This is a genomic window from Vibrio rotiferianus (assembly GCF_002214395.1).
GTDB classification, from domain to species: Bacteria; Pseudomonadota; Gammaproteobacteria; order Enterobacterales; family Vibrionaceae; genus Vibrio; species Vibrio rotiferianus.
The window spans coordinates 26344-43004 of the sequence record NZ_CP018311.1 but is presented as its reverse complement, the minus strand read 5'-3'; the positions used below and the strand labels follow the sequence as shown (position 1 = coordinate 43004).

Annotated in this window: 17 protein-coding genes; 8 read left to right on the top strand and 9 right to left on the bottom strand. The window is 41.3% G+C overall.

The window, feature by feature from the left end; genetic code table 11:
• Nucleotides 1-2: 2 nt before the first annotated feature.
• From BSZ04_RS00250 to BSZ04_RS00230, 5 genes are all read right to left on the bottom strand, one after another.
• A complete protein-coding gene (locus BSZ04_RS00250) occupies nucleotides 3-1097 on the bottom strand; it encodes a YncE family protein (protein ID WP_088879143.1) in 1095 nt (364 codons plus the stop codon).
• 111 nt (nucleotides 1098-1208) lie between these two features.
• Entirely contained in the window at nucleotides 1209-2867 is a 1659-nt protein-coding gene (locus BSZ04_RS00245) for an Lcl domain-containing protein (protein ID WP_045367398.1), read from the bottom strand.
• Entirely contained in the window at nucleotides 2868-3479 is a 612-nt protein-coding gene (locus BSZ04_RS00240) for a cytochrome c3 family protein (protein ID WP_010452073.1), read from the bottom strand.
• Between the two features lie 8 nt (nucleotides 3480-3487).
• Entirely contained in the window at nucleotides 3488-3958 is a 471-nt protein-coding gene (locus BSZ04_RS00235; protein ID WP_088879142.1) for a copper chaperone PCu(A)C, read from the bottom strand.
• 24 nt (nucleotides 3959-3982) lie between these two features.
• Nucleotides 3983-4981 carry a porin gene (locus BSZ04_RS00230; RefSeq protein ID WP_071234426.1) on the bottom strand — a complete coding sequence of 333 codons (999 nt, stop codon included), beginning with the start codon at nucleotides 4979-4981 and terminating at the stop codon, nucleotides 3983-3985.
• A 218-nt stretch (nucleotides 4982-5199) separates the two neighbouring features.
• On the opposite strand from BSZ04_RS00230, the gene BSZ04_RS00225 reads away from it, so the two are divergent.
• The 3 genes from BSZ04_RS00225 to BSZ04_RS00215 all read left to right on the top strand — a co-directional run bounded on the left by BSZ04_RS00225 (nucleotide 5200) and on the right by BSZ04_RS00215 (nucleotide 9406).
• A complete protein-coding gene (locus BSZ04_RS00225) occupies nucleotides 5200-6102 on the top strand; it encodes a LysR family transcriptional regulator (protein WP_010452067.1) in 903 nt (300 codons plus the stop codon).
• Between the two features lie 209 nt (nucleotides 6103-6311).
• Nucleotides 6312-7685, top strand: a complete 1374-nt coding sequence (locus BSZ04_RS00220) for a hypothetical protein (protein ID WP_231896280.1) — start codon at nucleotides 6312-6314, stop codon at nucleotides 7683-7685.
• 395 nt (nucleotides 7686-8080) lie between these two features.
• Nucleotides 8081-9406 (top strand): sensor domain-containing diguanylate cyclase, encoded by a 1326-nt coding sequence (locus tag BSZ04_RS00215; RefSeq protein ID WP_088879140.1) that lies wholly within the window; start codon nucleotides 8081-8083, stop codon nucleotides 9404-9406.
• Nucleotides 9407-9589: 183 nt separating this feature from the next.
• On the opposite strand, the gene BSZ04_RS00210 is transcribed toward BSZ04_RS00215, so the two are convergent.
• The gene (locus BSZ04_RS00210) at nucleotides 9590-10732 is read right to left on the bottom strand and encodes a lipase family protein (RefSeq protein WP_088879139.1); all 1143 of its coding nucleotides are present in this window, start codon (nucleotides 10730-10732) and stop codon (nucleotides 9590-9592) included.
• A 2-nt stretch (nucleotides 10733-10734) separates the two neighbouring features.
• On the bottom strand, nucleotides 10735-11271 hold the full coding sequence (locus BSZ04_RS00205; RefSeq protein WP_231896279.1) for a DUF6795 domain-containing protein: 537 nt from the start codon (nucleotides 11269-11271) through the stop codon (nucleotides 10735-10737).
• A 457-nt stretch (nucleotides 11272-11728) separates the two neighbouring features.
• Between BSZ04_RS00205 and BSZ04_RS00200 the strand changes: the two genes are divergently transcribed.
• The gene (locus tag BSZ04_RS00200) at nucleotides 11729-12079 is read left to right on the top strand and encodes a DUF3147 family protein (protein WP_038883936.1); all 351 of its coding nucleotides are present in this window, start codon (nucleotides 11729-11731) and stop codon (nucleotides 12077-12079) included.
• Between the two features lie 4 nt (nucleotides 12080-12083).
• Here BSZ04_RS00200 and BSZ04_RS00195 read toward each other — a convergent pair whose 3' ends face one another.
• Nucleotides 12084-12905, bottom strand: a complete 822-nt coding sequence (locus BSZ04_RS00195) for an AraC family transcriptional regulator (protein WP_088879138.1) — start codon at nucleotides 12903-12905, stop codon at nucleotides 12084-12086.
• A gap of 109 nt (nucleotides 12906-13014) precedes the next feature.
• Here BSZ04_RS00195 and BSZ04_RS00190 point away from each other — a divergent pair, with 109 nt between their 5' ends.
• The 3 genes from BSZ04_RS00190 (at nucleotide 13015) to BSZ04_RS00180 (ending at nucleotide 14598) form a co-directional block, all read left to right on the top strand.
• Nucleotides 13015-13491: a YHS domain-containing (seleno)protein gene (locus BSZ04_RS00190; RefSeq protein ID WP_088879137.1), complete on the top strand. Its 477-nt coding sequence runs from the start codon at nucleotides 13015-13017 to the stop codon at nucleotides 13489-13491.
• Between the two features lie 246 nt (nucleotides 13492-13737).
• Complete coding sequence (locus BSZ04_RS00185) at nucleotides 13738-14067, top strand: YceK/YidQ family lipoprotein (protein WP_088879136.1); 330 nt, start codon at nucleotides 13738-13740, stop codon at nucleotides 14065-14067.
• A 153-nt stretch (nucleotides 14068-14220) separates the two neighbouring features.
• Nucleotides 14221-14598 (top strand): VOC family protein, encoded by a 378-nt coding sequence (locus BSZ04_RS00180; protein ID WP_088879135.1) that lies wholly within the window; start codon nucleotides 14221-14223, stop codon nucleotides 14596-14598.
• A gap of 104 nt (nucleotides 14599-14702) precedes the next feature.
• Here BSZ04_RS00180 and BSZ04_RS00175 read toward each other — a convergent pair whose 3' ends face one another.
• Nucleotides 14703-15035, bottom strand: a complete 333-nt coding sequence (locus BSZ04_RS00175; RefSeq protein WP_088879134.1) for a PepSY domain-containing protein — start codon at nucleotides 15033-15035, stop codon at nucleotides 14703-14705.
• A 250-nt stretch (nucleotides 15036-15285) separates the two neighbouring features.
• Here BSZ04_RS00175 and BSZ04_RS00170 point away from each other — a divergent pair, with 250 nt between their 5' ends.
• Nucleotides 15286-16590 carry a ferredoxin reductase family protein gene (locus BSZ04_RS00170; RefSeq protein WP_231896278.1) on the top strand — a complete coding sequence of 435 codons (1305 nt, stop codon included), beginning with the start codon at nucleotides 15286-15288 and terminating at the stop codon, nucleotides 16588-16590.
• Nucleotides 16591-16661: the final 71 nt, after the last annotated feature.

Here is a 16661-nt window from a genome sequence, read left to right as displayed (position 1 = left end):
CTTTAGTGACATACAGTATTTGTAATGCCCATCGCTAGCAGGTGGGGCTTGGCGAGCTTGGTGTCGATCTCTTTCAACACCTTGTTGGTGCGGATGTCGTACACGAAAAGTTTTGAAGAGCCTTCTTGCGTTGCAAACAGCGTCTTTGAGTCTGAAACTACAACCACTTCTCGTAAGTCATTTTTTAACGAGACTGATTGAACTGGTGTATTGGTCGAAAGCTCAAAAATGTCCAGAGCTCCCTTTGATTCAATGATGCCCATTGTCTCTATCCAACCAGTACGAATAGACTTTGGAGCCCCGGTAAGCTTGAGTTCTTTTACAACTTCACCTCCCCAAGATTCGATAACTTGCGCTTGGCCACTTTCACTGGCAAGAACAATATATTCTGAATCTGAACTCACGTAAGGACGCCAAGGTTGTGAATCGAAATGGAAGGTATTGAATTCCATTTCCATAGAGAGATCCCAAACAACAACGGAATTATCTTTATATTGGGAAGTAAGCGCTAAGCGCGCGTCTGGTGACAAAGTCAGTTCAGAAACGTCACCTTCACCGACATTGATATAGCTTCTCTGACCATCGTGGTTACGGTAAATAAGCGTTTTTCCTGACTTGCTTTCTGAAACATACAAGTTGTAGCCACCGTTATCAAAGTTCATGCTAAACGGTGATTTGATGTCGGTAATCGTGGCGACATATTCACGTTTTAGCGGTTTAATAATGTCTATGCGATCCTTCATTGCCACAGCGAGTTGGGCTTCATCAGCATGAAAGGTAATCTCTGTTGGAACACCTTCCACCTCCATCTGCCAATGTGTCTTTTTGACTAAGTCGTAGACGAAGACGGTTGGTGTTTTTCCGTCGATGTAAACGAGAACGTCTTGTACGTCTGACACTTCAAGATGAATCGGTTTTGCCTTGAGTTCGATCTGGTCTGTGTAGGAAAACGTAAAGGTGTCAATTACGGCGACGTTTTTTGAGTCATCATCAGAAATGAATGCCCATCGAGCACCGTCGTCATATCGACCTTCGATATCGGCGTACGCAGAAAAGGTAAGCAAAGAGGTAAGTAGGGGAATTAAAATCTTGTTCATAGTAACCTCGAACAATAGAAAGCATTATCGCAATCGAGCCATAATTGATTTTTTGGGGCGACGTTGTTGGTGTGGAAGTAATGAAGCCCTCAAGAGGGCTTCATTAAGTAACTAAGGGTTGCGAATACAGCGAGTGTAGAACTCGGAGTCTTTTGACATACCGAAACCTTGTCCTGTTAGGTAACCATGTGCCCAACCTTCGTTGTCACCAGTGAACCTCAAATCCAATTGCTCAGGCGTTTGGTTTTTCTTACGAGCCGACAGCGGTCTTACGTGAAGCGTTGGGCCGGCAACATCAGAGGTGCTGGTCCAGAAGAATGACTTCACTGGTGTGTTCGGGAAAAACTCTTCATCAATCGCTGGAGAAACTTTGTTGTAGTTAACAATTGAGTTCATCTCCTTGATATCTGGAGTACGCCAGTCATCATAGCCAGCATACTCTAAGTCTTGGCAGTACTTGAGGGAGTCATCGAACTTGCGTTTCACATAATCAATGTTTTGCTGCCACATTCGATTGGTCACTTTTTCTGTGACAGTACCGTCACCGTTATCCACGTATTGCATGTTGTGGTATGCTGCGTCGTTATCCGCGCGAACACAGCGAACCAGCTTGGTTGAAGCGGTATGTTGACCCATGATATGAGCATCAGGGAAACCGACGTGCCAAACGTGATCGTGACGATCAGAAACAGGAAACGTCCAAATACCAGAGTTTTGACGTGGCATGTTCAAGAACACATCGGTATTAATCGCTGGACGGAACTCACCCATGTCAGCTATGGAGAATAGTTCTTTCATTAGCGGGAAACGCCAGTCTGTGTAACCATCGATTTCTAGGTTTGCGCAGTATTCTTTACCTTCGACCGCCGTCATCCAGATTCGGGAGGAGTCTCGTTCCCACATCAGCTGAGTATTGTTGTCGAGAACGACTTTCCCTGATTCAGAGATAGTGTAGCTAGGCTCATTACCTTGGTAATCAGAGTCTTCGCCAAAGGTGTCAGTAAAGTTCTGAATTTGACCTGTTTCTGGCAACTTGAAACCTTTAGGTGCAGGCATTCCGATGCCAGTAATAAACTCTTCCTTTTCAATCGGCTTGACGCGTTGACCAGACACATAAGCCGCTACATCACGGTAGTCTTGGTCTGACAACATCTTAGCGTAAGGCATCATGATTCCTGCTAATGCACCGTTTGTACGTTTGCCGTCGCGGTAGGCAATCATCTGTTCATAGATGTACGTTGGCATTTGGCCTTTCAATGGCGGGAAGTTTTTCTGAGTTGATGCGCCTTGTTCTCCATGACAGGCTTTACAGGTTCTGTCGTAAGTTTCTTTTCCGCGTTTAAACTCTTCACTTTCCAGTACATCCGGCATTGGGTTGTACTTCATTTTCTGTGCACCAAGCAGGATCGCGGTCGATGCCATATCACGAGGCGGGTTAGCGTAAACAATCTCTTTCATTTGAGAAGAGATACCTGCGTGGCGCTCATTATCCATAGAGAACCATTGGTCTAAGAACCATTGCGGATCAAAGCCTTCAAGCTTAGGGCTCAGCGTTTCAGGCACTTCCTCTTTTGCTGGTCGGTGGCAACCGAGGTAACAACCAAACACGATACGTTTTGCTGCTTTTAGGTCCTTAGGTGATTTCTTTAAATCTTCAAAAGTTCGATTAATGGTGTAATCTCCGTATCCATTATCGATGTCTTCTGCTGCTAAAGTGCTACCAGCCAATGCTAAGCTGATGGCAAGTGTCAATGCGGATGAATGTTTCATTTATAAGCCCTCAGTTGCCGCCAAATTACGAATTCGTTCTTCATCACGTAAACGCATCTCACGCTTTAAGTTAGGGTGGGCGATATCGTAGTGGCAGCTCGAACACTTCCAAGATGGATCGTTAGCTTTGTTGTTAAATGCAAGGTTATGAGAAAAGTCCGATGCAGGTGAGTTTTCGTCCGCACCTTGAGCGCGCTCTTCCAAGCCTCGGTGGCAATTGATACAGCCTGAGTCATAAACATACTCACCACGTTTAGGGTGAAGTTCTTCATAATCAAGCGATTCCATACCCAGCACAAACTCTCCCCATAGGTGGCGAGTTCCGGATGTTCCTTTTACCCAAAGCTCTTCGACAATATTCGATTTCGGCAGGTGACAATCGATACAATCTGCGACAAAACCATGTTGGTTATTACCGCCATGTATCGATTGAGAAAACGTTTCAGCCATTGGTTTCATCGTATGGCATGACGCACAAAATTCATTGGTACTGAATACATGCAAAACTTCGGTCGCAGGGAGTGCAGAGATCAAACCAATACCGATGCCGACTGCGACAATGGCAAGTTTAACCGAGCGTTTCACTTGTTTAATTTGCTCAATAATTTTCATCATCTCACCTACATTTTATGCTTCGGGGGAAAGTCAGAAGATTTAAGAACGTTCGCTTCACATTGTTGGTCTGAAAGGTAGGTCAGCCATAAGTTGACCGTGTACTTTTCACCTGCGAGTGGACGCTTCTTGAGGTCCATTAACATAAAGTGCGTTCCACCGCGTTCTAGTTTGGTCACAGTGTTCTTTTTGAGGAACAGTTTCGGAAAACGCTGCATCTTCATCACGCCATCTTTCATAATGGTGTTGTGCATTTGAACCTCATTGGTAAGCTCGGGTATTTCCGCTCCTAGAATGGCTTCTGGAGAAGGGAGTCTCAGTGCTTTTACTTCTTCGTCCTCAGTAAAGCTCGCATTAAAAAACAGTCCGGTTTTGTTGACGCCTGGAGCGGGTTCAACGATGACACAGTCGGTAATAGAGACACCTGCATAGGCTTGAGCTGCGCAGAGTAAGCTCAACGTTGTGAATAGCTTTTTCATCTGTTAGATCCTTAGCACAAAGCGTTAAAACTTGAAGTGGAGGCCGATGTTAATGTTGTCATTTCGGTTTTCACCGTTGTTGTTCGCCGGGTCATTGGTAGCTGAATCTTCAGCGTACTCAGCGACTTCAACATAGGTAGAGAACTGTTGACTAAAGGCATAGTTGAGACTTGCTAGGTAAAGCGTTTGGCTATCTTTATCGGAATCATCGAACGCTTTGTGTTGAGCTCCCAGCTTAAAGGTCAGCTTATCTAGAGAGTATTTGCCTGAGATACCATATACCGCGCTGTCGCCTTGGGGATCGTCGTAATTCAGCTCAATGAGGCCACCAAGGTAGAAGTTATCCCAAGTGTAAGAAGACGACAGAGCGTAACGAACGTAGTCATCGTCTTGATGCCCTGGCATTTGTTTCTCGTCGACTTGGGCACGATTCAGTACCAGATCAAAGTTATCGGTCACATACAGTAAGCGCAGACCAAGAATATCAATGTCTTCTCCATTGCTATTGTCAGGGCTTATGACCGCGAGTTTTGCGTATACACCGTTCCATTTTGGTGTCATATAGGCAAGTTGATTGTCGCCAGATTTTGCTTGGCGAAATAAAGCCGCATTACTTGAACGATGCATATTATTGCTTTCAAAAATGTCGACGCGAGAGTAGAGATCTTTATAGGTGCCAGTGGTCCCGTTGCCGAAGTAGATGCCGCCGAAATCTTTGGTTACTAGAATTAAGTTTGCTTCGCTAACGCGGGTATCGAAGTCTTGCTCCTCTGTAACCTTTTGAGTTAAATCTTCAGAATACTCAGCTTCTAGGTTATAGATAACACGCAATAGACCAGCATCATGTTTGCCTTTGATGCCTGCATTAGCGCGATGAATTTCTGACTGATAATCTTGTCCCGCTTCCCAGCGTACTTGCCCTAAAATGTCGCCATAAAAGTTGGGTGCTTCAAAGGTTGTTGCCGCGACAGGCGTTGTACACAAAGCGAGTGTGGAAAATAGTAAAGGATGTTTTAACTGCATGAATAGACCTACTCTAAGGTGGTAGTTATGAAAAGTTGTGTCGAATTATATAGAGTTGTTCTTTTGGCAATACGCGAGTAGGAAATAGCAGTAATTCAGAAACTGAATAGCAGAGGTGAGATCAAATAAAGGGGTGATATTTTTTTACTTACAGTGATGAAGGGGGAAAATTTACATAATAGTCAGTAATATCTTAGAGACACGATTAGGAGCTAAACATGGATATCGAAGCCGTTAAAATGTTCTCTGTTTTGGCGAAAAAACTAAACTACACCGAAACTGCAAAAGCACTCGATGTAAGCCAACCAACATTAAGCAGAAAAATTAAAGCATTGGAAGAAAGCCTAAATGTTACTTTGGTTCATAGGAGAGGGAGCAGTATTAGTCTTACGCCACAAGGCGAAACGTTTTTGGAGTCGGCTGGCCAAATCCTAGATCTTATCGACCACACTGTAGAAAAGCTTCATGTTGAGCGTAAAGGTGTAAGCGGCCTACTGCGTATAGGTTGTCTACACCCGATGGCGAGGTTTTTAACAAAGAGCTTCTTACCGGACTTCCATGAAAAGTATCCGAATATCCACATTCACTTTCATACATTGACGCCAAATACTTTGAGCTTATTTGAAGATGTAGATTTGATGATTGCCCCGTTTTTACCGAACGATGAGTCAGTCGTCTGCAGAAAAGCTTCTCGATTTACACGATGCTGCTATGCCTCCCCAAAATACGTTCAAAAACGTGGGGAACCTAAATATGTTCATGATTTAGAGTTGCACCAATGTATTACTCACACCAACACACCGAGCCAAGAAAGATATTGGAATCTGACGAATGAGAACGGAGACAAGCGTCAGATTGAAGTGACTGGTGACATGACGACAAACTCAATCGACATCGCGATTAATTTGGCTCAAGAGGGGTTTGGTATTGGTTTAATTCCTGATAACCAGGTGCGTGAACAAGTGCGTTGCGGCGAGCTGATAAAGCTATTCAATGGTGAATGGTTTGAGGAGGGGACACTCTATATTTTGTACAAACAGAGCATACATACGCCGAAACGCTTTAAGGTGTTTATTGAAGAGTTTGAAGCATTTCATGAACAATGGGGATTACAAAACTGATTTCTCGGGATTTTCAGTCCAAGTGTCGAGAATATAATCAATCCTTGGAACCAATCGCACAAACCTGAGCCTTGAAAAATAACTGACAATTTATAAACGATAGTATTGATCCTTACTGCCAGTATAGGATTAAACATTCGTAATTTTAATGTGTTACAACGCATAAATCCGTAACGAGCCTGGCCAATTTAATAAGGAAGATGGCTGGTATGCTTAAGTTGAGAGATGCAAATGTACTGCTGATTAAAGAGTTCGCAAATAAAAATATCAGTATATCGAGTCTCTTACTCTCCCTAGGGATTCGTCAGCATAAAATAGTGCACTTGAACTCACCGACAGAAGCGCTTAATCGGAGCTTCCACCAGCAGTTTGATATCTTGATATGTGATCAGAGCTTTCGAAATGGCCAGGTAAAATCTCAGGACTTAATTTTTGAGCTAAAGAAGGCTAACGCCGTAGATGAGCGTTCTACTATTGTCATGGATTGTAAAAGAGGATTCGTCCGCGATAGATCTTATTATTTGGCTGATGTCCACATTACTCCAGACGATAACCAACAAGATATCAGCGACCTCATCCGTAAGGTGTTCAAGAAAAAAAATAAAGTTTGGCCTTTATTACAAACCGAAAACCTAGATAGCCACAATGATATTGAAAAGCGCTATCAGTTTTTTGAACGCCACTATATCGATTATCAGCATGACTTGCGGCTCAATCGAGCAAATCATCATCTACTAAATCGAGAGCTCAAGCAGGCGTCTGAGCTCTATGGCGTTCTAATCAAAGAGGGTGGTAAACGCGACTCTTCTGTTGAAATTAGTTTATTTCTCAATACATTGGTTTTAAATGGCCAAACGGAAGAAGCGCTCGAACTGTACGAAAAGTTTGACTCAATTCGATTTCAACTAGGCCAACCTTTTGAGGAAATTGGTAGCCTATTGTTACTAAAAAGTGGCCAAGTCAAACAAGCTTATCAGCTGGCTGCTCGATCTGGCCTCCAGTGGGGACTAAGTCGAGTACAGCATCAAATACTGGCATTGTTCGCCATTGGTTTAGGAAAATATGAAGATGCGCTTGTTCACTTTTCTTCAGACCTAAATGCAGCAAAACAAATCAATCAAAATGTTGTTCATAGCACCCTGAATTATTTGTTTGCATTACTTATGGTGTGGATGAGAAGTGAAGAAGGGAGAATATTATATGAAAAGAAGTTTGCTCAGGTTCTTAATGAAGTCTCCCGTTTAAAAATGAATGAGAGTGAAACTCAGCATTTCACTCTCATTCAACTTCATGCTGATTTTCTTAAGGGGGAGCGCCAAAATGCTGAAGCATCGCTGGATGCTTTTGTACGTAAGTTGGACAAAGCCAACGATATAGGAAAAATTCATGCGTTGTTCTTGTCCACAGGCTTATCTGACCGAGAAAATCTAGCGCAAATCCTTGACCACATTAAACATAATGACAGCGTATTCATGTTTGATCCTCTGCCCTCATTATGTGCAGCATTAGTTAAACACATCGACTTTCAAGAGTTTGCTAAAGAAATGAAGCGTTTCCATAGAACAGAACTCTCAGAATCATGAGTAGATTTAAAAATAGAAATCGCTTGTTTTCTAAGCAAGTTGGTGAGTTGGTTTTTACCGTGACGATCAAATTTGTTAATTAATAAATTCGATCGTATCGATCAATCTGTTCGATCGTATCGATCAATCTGTTCGATCGATAGAAGTTAACGATTATGAGATAAAAAATATTTGCCGTAACGATACCTTTTGATCATCGACTCATATTCATTTAGGCGTATAATTCGCATTCCTTTTGCCTATCGAATGTAAGTGCTTTATTTGGAAAGGCAATAATATATACCTAAGTCATTTTCGCTGAACTCAGCGTCCAGAAATTACTTGGGTATCAAGCTAAACGGATTTTAAGGCATAAATTAAGGATATGGAGAACCAGCTGAATTAGGATAGTTGAAATGAGTAGAATCTTTAAAGTGGTATTGATGTTCTTGTTAATAATATTAACCGAACTGCTTGCTACAAAACTCAGCGCTATCAACAACCAAAATGAAACCGAAAAAGTGATTGACGCTATCAACAAAGAGATGAAAGTTATTTTTAATGATGCGTTGATTACCGCTGAGGTTGTGAGAGAAATGGTTATCCTTTCAGATGATGACTCAATATCTCAAGAAGCATTTAATAAACTAAGCCGAACACTGCTCCTTACTTATCGAAATGTTGATGCGTTGCTTTACTTACCAAAAGGTATTGTCGCATTGGTATATCCTTATGAGTCGCAAAAACTGGCCATTGGTCATAACGTTTTAGAAGACCAAAATAGAAAGGTTGGCGCTACTCAATCGATTGACTGCAAGAAAAATACAATTATTGGGCCGGTAAAACTTGTCCAAAATGGTAAACAAGCATTTATTCTACGTAAGGGGATTTCAAATGAAGCGGGTTTTATTGGATTCTCTTCATCTGTTATCTACTTAGAATCCATATTAGCTTCACTAGAAGAGATACTGAGCGCCAACAACATCAAGAACTACTCAGTAGTTGGATACGACCCTGATAGTTCAAATTATTACGATAAAGTGATCAGTTCAAAAGGACAGAACGATGGTAACGCTTATACGGGAATAGTGAATATCTTCAATACTAATTGGCAGCTCTCCATAACATCCAACGATACTGGTATCACGCCAAGGCTAGTTATCTTTTTGACATTGTTTTCGGTACTGCTCGTCATCACGACATCTGTTAAATACTTAAATAAGTATCGCCATTCAGAAAAGCAACGTAGTGATTTACAAAATGAAGCCCAAACAGATTACCTGACGGGGTTGCTTAACCGACGAGGACTTGAAAGTAAGTTCGAAGCATTAAAAGCAGAAAGCCCTGCTGGCGCAATTGCTGTTCTTGATATCGATTTCTTTAAGCGTATTAACGATTCCCATGGTCATGAGGTTGGAGACCAGGTACTGGCGCATTTTTCAAAATTATGTAGCGCTAATATAAGCTCTGATTATTCTTTGGCACGCACGGGAGGCGAGGAGTTTATACTTCTAATGCCACATGTTAACGAGGAGCAAGCAATAGTGTGCTGTGAGAGAATTCGACAAGAAGTCTCGCAAACATCTGTAGTTATCCATGAGTTGAATATTGATATTACCGTGAGCATTGGTATCGCATGTTTTAGTGGTTTTGACACTGTGAGAGGTGCTTTGGGAGAAGCAGATCGAGTCTTATACAGAGCAAAGAATGATGGGAGAAACAGAGTTTACGTTAGTCTATAACTTTTGCTGTTATATCTATAGCGGCTATCTAGGTCGCTTCTGCAAGCTAGGCATTGGCCAGTCTCACCTCAGCTTACACAATATATGGCATAGTTATATAAAATAAAAGAGCATTGATTTAATACGAATAAAATATTCGATACTTCTAATCAAAGCCCTTTTTGAAATTGCTGATAAATCTCATCAATATTCTGCGACATTTAGCGCATTTTTTACATGCAGGTTTAGTCGTCGGATTAGTTTTGAAAAAGATAGACTTATAATCTTATAGGTTATATTTGATAGATCGATAGTTGGATTGCCCGACATTACATTCATATGCCCCAATATTCCGCGAACATGTTCGGTATATTCTTCGTTAAGGTCAGATATATAAGCTATTGCTTTAGCCAATCGATCCCAAGCAGTCAGACCGACAGTGGCAAATTGTTGAATCAGATAACCTAGCCCAGAAATTCGGAGAAGAGTGAGTATTGCTGAGACTATTCTACTAATCCAACCGTCGTTCATCTTTGCGTTGTGTGAATTATTGAAATGTAAAAACACTTGTTTTTCTAGGTATTTTTGTGATGTCGGCTCTAATTTCGACCATTCGCTGCTCTTTGCTGTGTTGACGTAACCTGGTACTGATTTTTTCCCTAATCCATGCGCGCAAAAATAGATGCCAGTGCTGCCATCCAATCGATATTCTACTCCTCCATGAGTAAATGGCCAAAGAGGTGCCATGGGAACCGGATCTGCGCCGTGTGTACATCGGTAGGATGCATCCAACTCTATTCTTGAATAAGGCTTAAAGCCAACTTTTGGCGCTCCGAAAGTATACAGATAAACATTGTAGCTGTACTTACTTTTTACCCAATCAGCGGCCAGCGAAGCTAAAGCACCTCCCAAACTGTGTCCTACGCAATGAATAGCTTTTGGAGCTTTGTTGTGCTTTTTTATATAGTTAGATATGTAGTTAGAAAGTTGATTTTTAATTGTATTGAAGAGATTAATAAAACCAGCATGAACGCTATATCCTGATTGGGTTCCAGAAATGCCAATATTACCATCGGTCATTATATCACCCACATTTTTTTGAGTGCCGCGAAATGTAAAGACTAAGGTATCAGAAAACTCACGCTTACCCCGTCCAATTGCAACAAAATCTGATGTCATACCGCCAAATCCTAAGATTCCACTCGTTGTTCCTTTCTTTACATCATTTCTTAGGTCAAATGTAAAAAATTTAGCAATGTAACCACTGACATTTAATGAATTAGTTGAAAAAACAGAGTAGGGTATTTCAGCGATTCTAGATGATAGTTTCGGTGATAGAGATAGCATTTTTAATTTCCATATAAGTCTGAGTCAATATAACCAATTAATTCGCACTGACTATTGACGTAGTAGTCATCATTTCCATCCTCATCAATAGAAAATGCAAAATACTTAAGAGGGTTTGTTACATCACAATTAAGATTTTTCATGTTTTGAATCAGATAATCGTCTAAGTCATATCCATCATATGACCCTTCCCAAATGACGACCGTTTTTTCAGAATCTAGTTCTACAGATACGACAATAGTGACATAGTGCTCAATCAATGGAGTATTCAGAGAGTTTTGTTCCCCTGACACAGGAGCAAAACTAAATCGACCATCGTTGTCAGTTTTAGTAGAAATCTCTAATGATTTTCCATATGCACTTAAACCTATCCTCAAATAGACATTTTGATCCCCAATAGGTTCGGTTTTGTTAGTCAACTTACCATTTATCTGTGGTGTATATTGCAGGTTTTCTGTATGCGGCAACTTAGTTTCTCCAATACTTGTTTTTGCAATAAATAATAGGGTGGTAAAAATTAAAAAATAAAACTTAAACACAAATAAAATCCACTCTTAGATAATTAACAAAGATATCTAGATAGCTCTATTATTTCAATTGTCTATTTCAATGTTACGATCTATTATAGGTTATATAATGTAACTGACGTTTTTGATGGTTACATTTTAGTTTATTCAACAATCTAAGGATTTTAGCGTAAATCAAACTTATCTAATAATTTTAACTTCGAGTGTGAATTATTATATTAATGTCATTTGAATAATCTAGTAAGTTCTAATTAGAAGTGATTTTCATGATTTGTGTTTGAGTAAAATATATTCAATATCCTTATGTAAGCTCTCGGACTCTGGAGGAAGCATGAGTTTAGTTCAAAAAAACATTTTATCTATACTTCTTAGCCAGTTATCACAGATATTAAGTTACAACCTTGTAAAAATAGAACCATTTAGGTTTAAATCGAGGTGAGAAACTATAGCGGATTGAAGGAGCAAGGTGATGCTATGGATTGTAACAAAGTACCTAACCACTGCCGCTATTGTGGTTCTGATTTCTGAAGTAGCAAAACGTAGTGATAGGTTAGGTGCTTTGGTTGCTGCCTTACCAACGGTGACTATTTTGGCTCTGGTATGGATGTATATTGAAGGTCAGGGGACAGAGAAACTGTCCAACCACGCGTTCTATACCTTTTGGTTTGTTGTACCAACTTTGCCAATGTTCCTGCTTTTCCCTTACCTACTCAGTAAGTACTCATTTTGGAGCACCTTGCTTATTAGCTGTGTCGTATCCGTGGTTTGTTTTGCGATTACTAACATGGTCGCTAAACAGTTTGGAATAAACCTTCTTTAAACGGTTATGACTTTTGGCTTTGCAGCCACTTGCGAGGTGACATTCCAGAGACATTTTGAAAAGCGCGGGAGAAGCCAGAATAGCTGCTGTAACCGACTTCATCGGAAACCCAGTTGAGTGGCTTATTTTTCAGAAGCAAAGACTGAGCTACAGATATGCGCCACTTTTGAACGTAATCTCCAGGCGTTTCCCCAACCACTTGTTTAAAGGTCTCAATAAACTGTGTGCGCGACATTGCCGCGTTAGACGCCATCTCGCTTAGACTCAAATGGCGGGCAGGTAGCTGATGAATGATAGTCATTACAGCTGCAAGTCGTGGATGGGCAAGAGCCGCAAATAGCCCGTGCTCTATTTGATGCTCCTCAATCAAATAGCGAAAGATTAACGCCATTAAGGCATCGCTCAATTTGTCCAGTAAATATTCTTGACCATCTGAGCTTTCACTCGCTTCTCGAGATAGCATCTCTAATACTGGTGTTAGATTAGGAGCTGCATGGAAAGGTATTACTATCGCGTCCGGCAAAGCGGATAGCAATGGGTTTATCTGGCTACCTATATAATCCACATTGGCACAAACTAACTCGGTTTCTTCCGTTCCTTCTATCCTGTGAGGGGTAGTATTTGGCAAATAAACAACGCAAGGTTGTGTAAGTCGCTTTGGTTGTTCTCCTGCACACGTTAGGGTTAACTCTCCAGCGTTTAATACATGTAGATGACCTCGGTTATGTTGTTTCGGCTTGAATGACGAGACACCGCATAAATGCCCAGAATAGAACATGCCTGTACGTATTGAGAAGTGCTCCATCAACTGTGATAACAAGTCCATTTTGGCTCCGAACGATTTGCGTACTTTGTTGGTCTTTAGTCCCTCTATAGACCGGATTAGTTAGCTAACTTATTCACACAAGGTAAACAAACATAGAAAGGAGCTTACTATGTCACGCATTAAATCAACGGGTCGAAAACTCTCTTTAATGGCCGCTTTAATCGGAAGCAGTTTTTCACTGATGGCCGCAGATGTGGGTATGAGCGTTGATGCTAATGATCTTGCAATCAAGGGATATGACCCAGTTGCGTACTTTACAGATAATGGCGCAGTGCAAGGTAAAGCTGAGTATTCAGCCACGTATAACAACGCAATCTATCACTTTGCCAACGCTGCAAACCGTGAACAGTTTAAATCAGACCCACAAGCCTATGCACCGCAATATGGTGGTTACTGTGCATTTGGCGTTGCAATGGGGAAGAAGTTTGAAACCGATCCAGAGGCATGGAAGATAGAAGGTGGCAAACTCTACTTAAACTTGGATAAATCGGTACAGAAGCGCTGGCTAGAAGATACACAGGGCTTTATTCAAGATGCCAACACCAACTGGACAGCGATCAAAGTTGTCGACGCAGATAAGCTGTAACTGACGTCGTTTTTACTCTTTCCTCATGTACTCAAGGCGAACCAATTGGTTCGCCTTTGTGCTTTGGGTCGAAGGAACTGAACGTTTATAAGTTGATATTTACCTAAGTTAGAAGCGATACATTTGTCACGAAAATTGATTTATTCCCAATCAAATTAGTTAGGTAGGTTTTTTATAAATGCAGATAGGATTACTGTTGTCGAATAATAATTTACTTCAATAACAATCAGTTGGAACCTATCAGACATGAAAAACGATCTTCTTAAAAAACTTCAAGTGCTTGTCGTGATCGTATTGGCCTCTTTGATAGTGGGATGTTCATCTATGGATGCACATGCCAGAGGAGGTTACGGTAAACCATTTTCCGGTACAGCACTGTCCGTTGCTCGCCAACCATGCTTCTTGGATGGTTCAGCGGTGTCTTACGCTTTATATCCTGTTTCATTTGTGGATATGCCATTGTCTTTGGTTACTGATGTTGTATTCCTACCTGCTGATCTAGTCATGTTATTTACCCCAACGACGAGCTACGGCAGTGTTTTGTCACAAGGTTGCCCGAGTGGAAGCATGATCTAAACGCTCTTTGATTTTAACTTCATACTCATCATAAACCTTTATCAACGCTTGAAATCACTTCTTGACCTTAAGTTAGCTTGAGGTTTTATGCTCATAGCCTTGAACAGTCAAAACCAAAAATTGTTAAGCAACTATTCGGAAAAGGATATTTCTATGAATCTAAATCAAGTGTTGTTAACCGTTAAAGACATCAAGCTATCAATCGAGTTTTATCAAAAACTTGGGTTCAATTTGATCGTTGAAACAGAGAATTATGCGCGCTTTGAGTGCCTTGAAGGAGACGCCACTTTTTCACTGTATCTCGGTGATCCAGAATCCAAAAACAACAGCGTGATCTATTTTGAACACGAAGAGCTTGATGCGTTAGTCGCAAGTTTAAAAAAGAAAGGCATCGAGTTTGTGCAAGATCCTACCGATAAAGATTACCTTTGGAGAGAAGCCATGCTTAACGATCCCTCAGGCAATGAAATTAAACTATATTGGGCGGGCGAAAACCGAAAGAACCCGCCTTGGCGAGTCGCCAGTAACTAAATTTTTTGAGAAGAGTCATAAAGGTGAGCGAACTATAGTTTGCTCACCTTTAATATGCTGATGTGGTAGATTGGCTCTTATGAATTCACACGTCTGCTCAACAGCTATTTATCGACGTCATCAACTACACCTTCATGGGATAGATCGCCAGATAGCTCTGCTTTGATCTCCGCGAGGCTTTCTTCCTCTGCTGCGATAATTTTCCCAGAGCGTGCGTCAACCTCGATTTCATACGCTTTGTCGTCTTTCTTAACGAACACATCCCATTGACTATCTGGTTCATCGTGGCGAATGCCAAGTACTTCAATATCTAAAGCGCCGAGCGCGGCTTTAATCGCTTCTTCTTGGCTAATGACTTTTGCGTCGTTTGCTGCGTGACTTGGCAGGCTCAATAGACCAAATGCGGTCAAGGCCGAACATAAGATTAACTTTTTCATTGGGCTCTCCTTAAGCTCTCATTTCACCAGAAAGCATTATTTCGTTCGTGTCTCCATAGTGTAGTGGGCGGTGTAAAAGAAATGTGAATATAGCGTTCGCGCTGTATTGTTTCGGAAAGCTTCGGTGCGGTTAACTTATCAGAGAGCTTGGGTTGCGGAAGTACGACGCCTTCCTAATGGCTATACAAGTTTTTCACACCTCTATTGGTAGTGTAGTGATAGTTAAAATCATATTGGATCGACGTCGTGTATGAACAGAAATTTGATGCTCAACTTTGGCATTGTAATCGTTACTCTATTTATTCCTTATGCAGTACTGCAGGTGGGTACACCAACACGTGATTGGCCTTTGTTTTGGCACGTCCGCACCTATTTAGTTAACTACAGTGGCATCGTTTCAATGATCTTGATGTCTTTGTGTATTATTTTGTCTGTAAAGCACTGGCCTTTAGAGCGATGGTTAGGTGGGCTAGATAAGCAATATCGATTGCACAAATACCTTGGTATTTCGGCGATGTTTTCAGCGCTGTTTCACTGGGGGGCATTTTTAAGTGATGATTTCGCGATGGATCTTGGTTTCGTCGAACCAAAGAATGAGACCTTCCCGTTTTGGAAACTCATCGACGCAATGGGCGACTCTGCTCAACTAATTGGTGAATTTGGCTTTTATTTTTCAGCGGCTTTTGTACTGATTGCGTGGATTAAGAAGTTCAAACACAACGTCTTTCAAATAACACATAAAATGTTTCCATATTTGTACCTGCTTTTGGTTTTGCATATGGTAATGTTTTTCGATGCTAGCTTATGGTTAACCGCAACTGGGGTCATCCTTTTTTGCGTGAGCGGCCTAGCAACTATTGGGTGTTTACTCACCATCCTCGATTTAAATGGCAAAAAAAAGCAACATGCTGCCAAAGTGCAAAGTATCAAGCAGATTAGTAACGGGATTGAAGTCACACTCAAAGTCGATTCGCCTGGGTTTGTCTATCAGCCAGGTCAATTTGCCTTTGTCGATTTTTGCGATAATGAGCGCCCACACCCTTTTAGTTTGGCTTCTGCTCACCATCAAAGTGGTGAGGTAAGACTTATGATCAAAGCTAATGGCGATTACACCTCTGCGCTCAAACATTCTCTAAAGGTTGGACAGGTTGCGCGTGTTGAGGGGCCGTATGGAAGATTCAATTTTCAAGATAATGCTGAACGACAAGTTTGGTTTGCCGCAGGCATTGGCATTGCTCCATTTTTAACTGCGATAGAAACAATTGGGGCAGCCAAAACGGTGTACTTGTTTTACAGTTATCGAGAAGAAGATAAACACCTTTTGGATGAGTTAAAGCAAAGAGCTAAGAATGCTGGTGTGACGCTATATACCAAGAATACAAGTACACATGGACGATTTAGAAGTGCGGAGGTTACAGAGTGTGTAGAGGGTACGAGGCATTGTAGTGTGTGGTTCTGTGGGCCGTCCGAATTAGGTGAAACACTTGAAAAAGCATTTGCAAGACTAGGTCTACCAGCGAAGTCATTCCATCGAGAGTTGTTTGAATTCAGATAGAAATGACTATCGGTTTAACGCAAAGGCGAACCGTTTGGTTCGCCTTATTTGGTTCCGCTAGATTTTGTTAG

Coding starts and splice junctions, on each gene's coding strand:
- BSZ04_RS00250 (WP_088879143.1), bottom strand. CDS start 1,097: ATGAACAAGATTTTAATTCCCCTACTTACCTCTTTGCTTACCTTTTCT.
- BSZ04_RS00245 (WP_045367398.1), bottom strand. CDS start 2,867: ATGAAACATTCATCCGCATTGACACTTGCCATCAGCTTAGCATTGGCT.
- BSZ04_RS00240 (WP_010452073.1), bottom strand. CDS start 3,479: ATGAAAATTATTGAGCAAATTAAACAAGTGAAACGCTCGGTTAAACTT.
- BSZ04_RS00235 (WP_088879142.1), bottom strand. CDS start 3,958: ATGAAAAAGCTATTCACAACGTTGAGCTTACTCTGCGCAGCTCAAGCC.
- BSZ04_RS00230 (WP_071234426.1), bottom strand. CDS start 4,981: ATGCAGTTAAAACATCCTTTACTATTTTCCACACTCGCTTTGTGTACA.
- BSZ04_RS00225 (WP_010452067.1), top strand. CDS start 5,200: ATGGATATCGAAGCCGTTAAAATGTTCTCTGTTTTGGCGAAAAAACTA.
- BSZ04_RS00220 (WP_231896280.1), top strand. CDS start 6,312: ATGCTTAAGTTGAGAGATGCAAATGTACTGCTGATTAAAGAGTTCGCA.
- BSZ04_RS00215 (WP_088879140.1), top strand. CDS start 8,081: ATGAGTAGAATCTTTAAAGTGGTATTGATGTTCTTGTTAATAATATTA.
- BSZ04_RS00210 (WP_088879139.1), bottom strand. CDS start 10,732: ATGCTATCTCTATCACCGAAACTATCATCTAGAATCGCTGAAATACCC.
- BSZ04_RS00200 (WP_038883936.1), top strand. CDS start 11,729: ATGCTATGGATTGTAACAAAGTACCTAACCACTGCCGCTATTGTGGTT.
- BSZ04_RS00195 (WP_088879138.1), bottom strand. CDS start 12,905: ATGGACTTGTTATCACAGTTGATGGAGCACTTCTCAATACGTACAGGC.
- BSZ04_RS00190 (WP_088879137.1), top strand. CDS start 13,015: ATGTCACGCATTAAATCAACGGGTCGAAAACTCTCTTTAATGGCCGCT.
- BSZ04_RS00185 (WP_088879136.1), top strand. CDS start 13,738: ATGAAAAACGATCTTCTTAAAAAACTTCAAGTGCTTGTCGTGATCGTA.
- BSZ04_RS00180 (WP_088879135.1), top strand. CDS start 14,221: ATGAATCTAAATCAAGTGTTGTTAACCGTTAAAGACATCAAGCTATCA.
- BSZ04_RS00175 (WP_088879134.1), bottom strand. CDS start 15,035: ATGAAAAAGTTAATCTTATGTTCGGCCTTGACCGCATTTGGTCTATTG.
- BSZ04_RS00170 (WP_231896278.1), top strand. CDS start 15,286: ATGAACAGAAATTTGATGCTCAACTTTGGCATTGTAATCGTTACTCTA.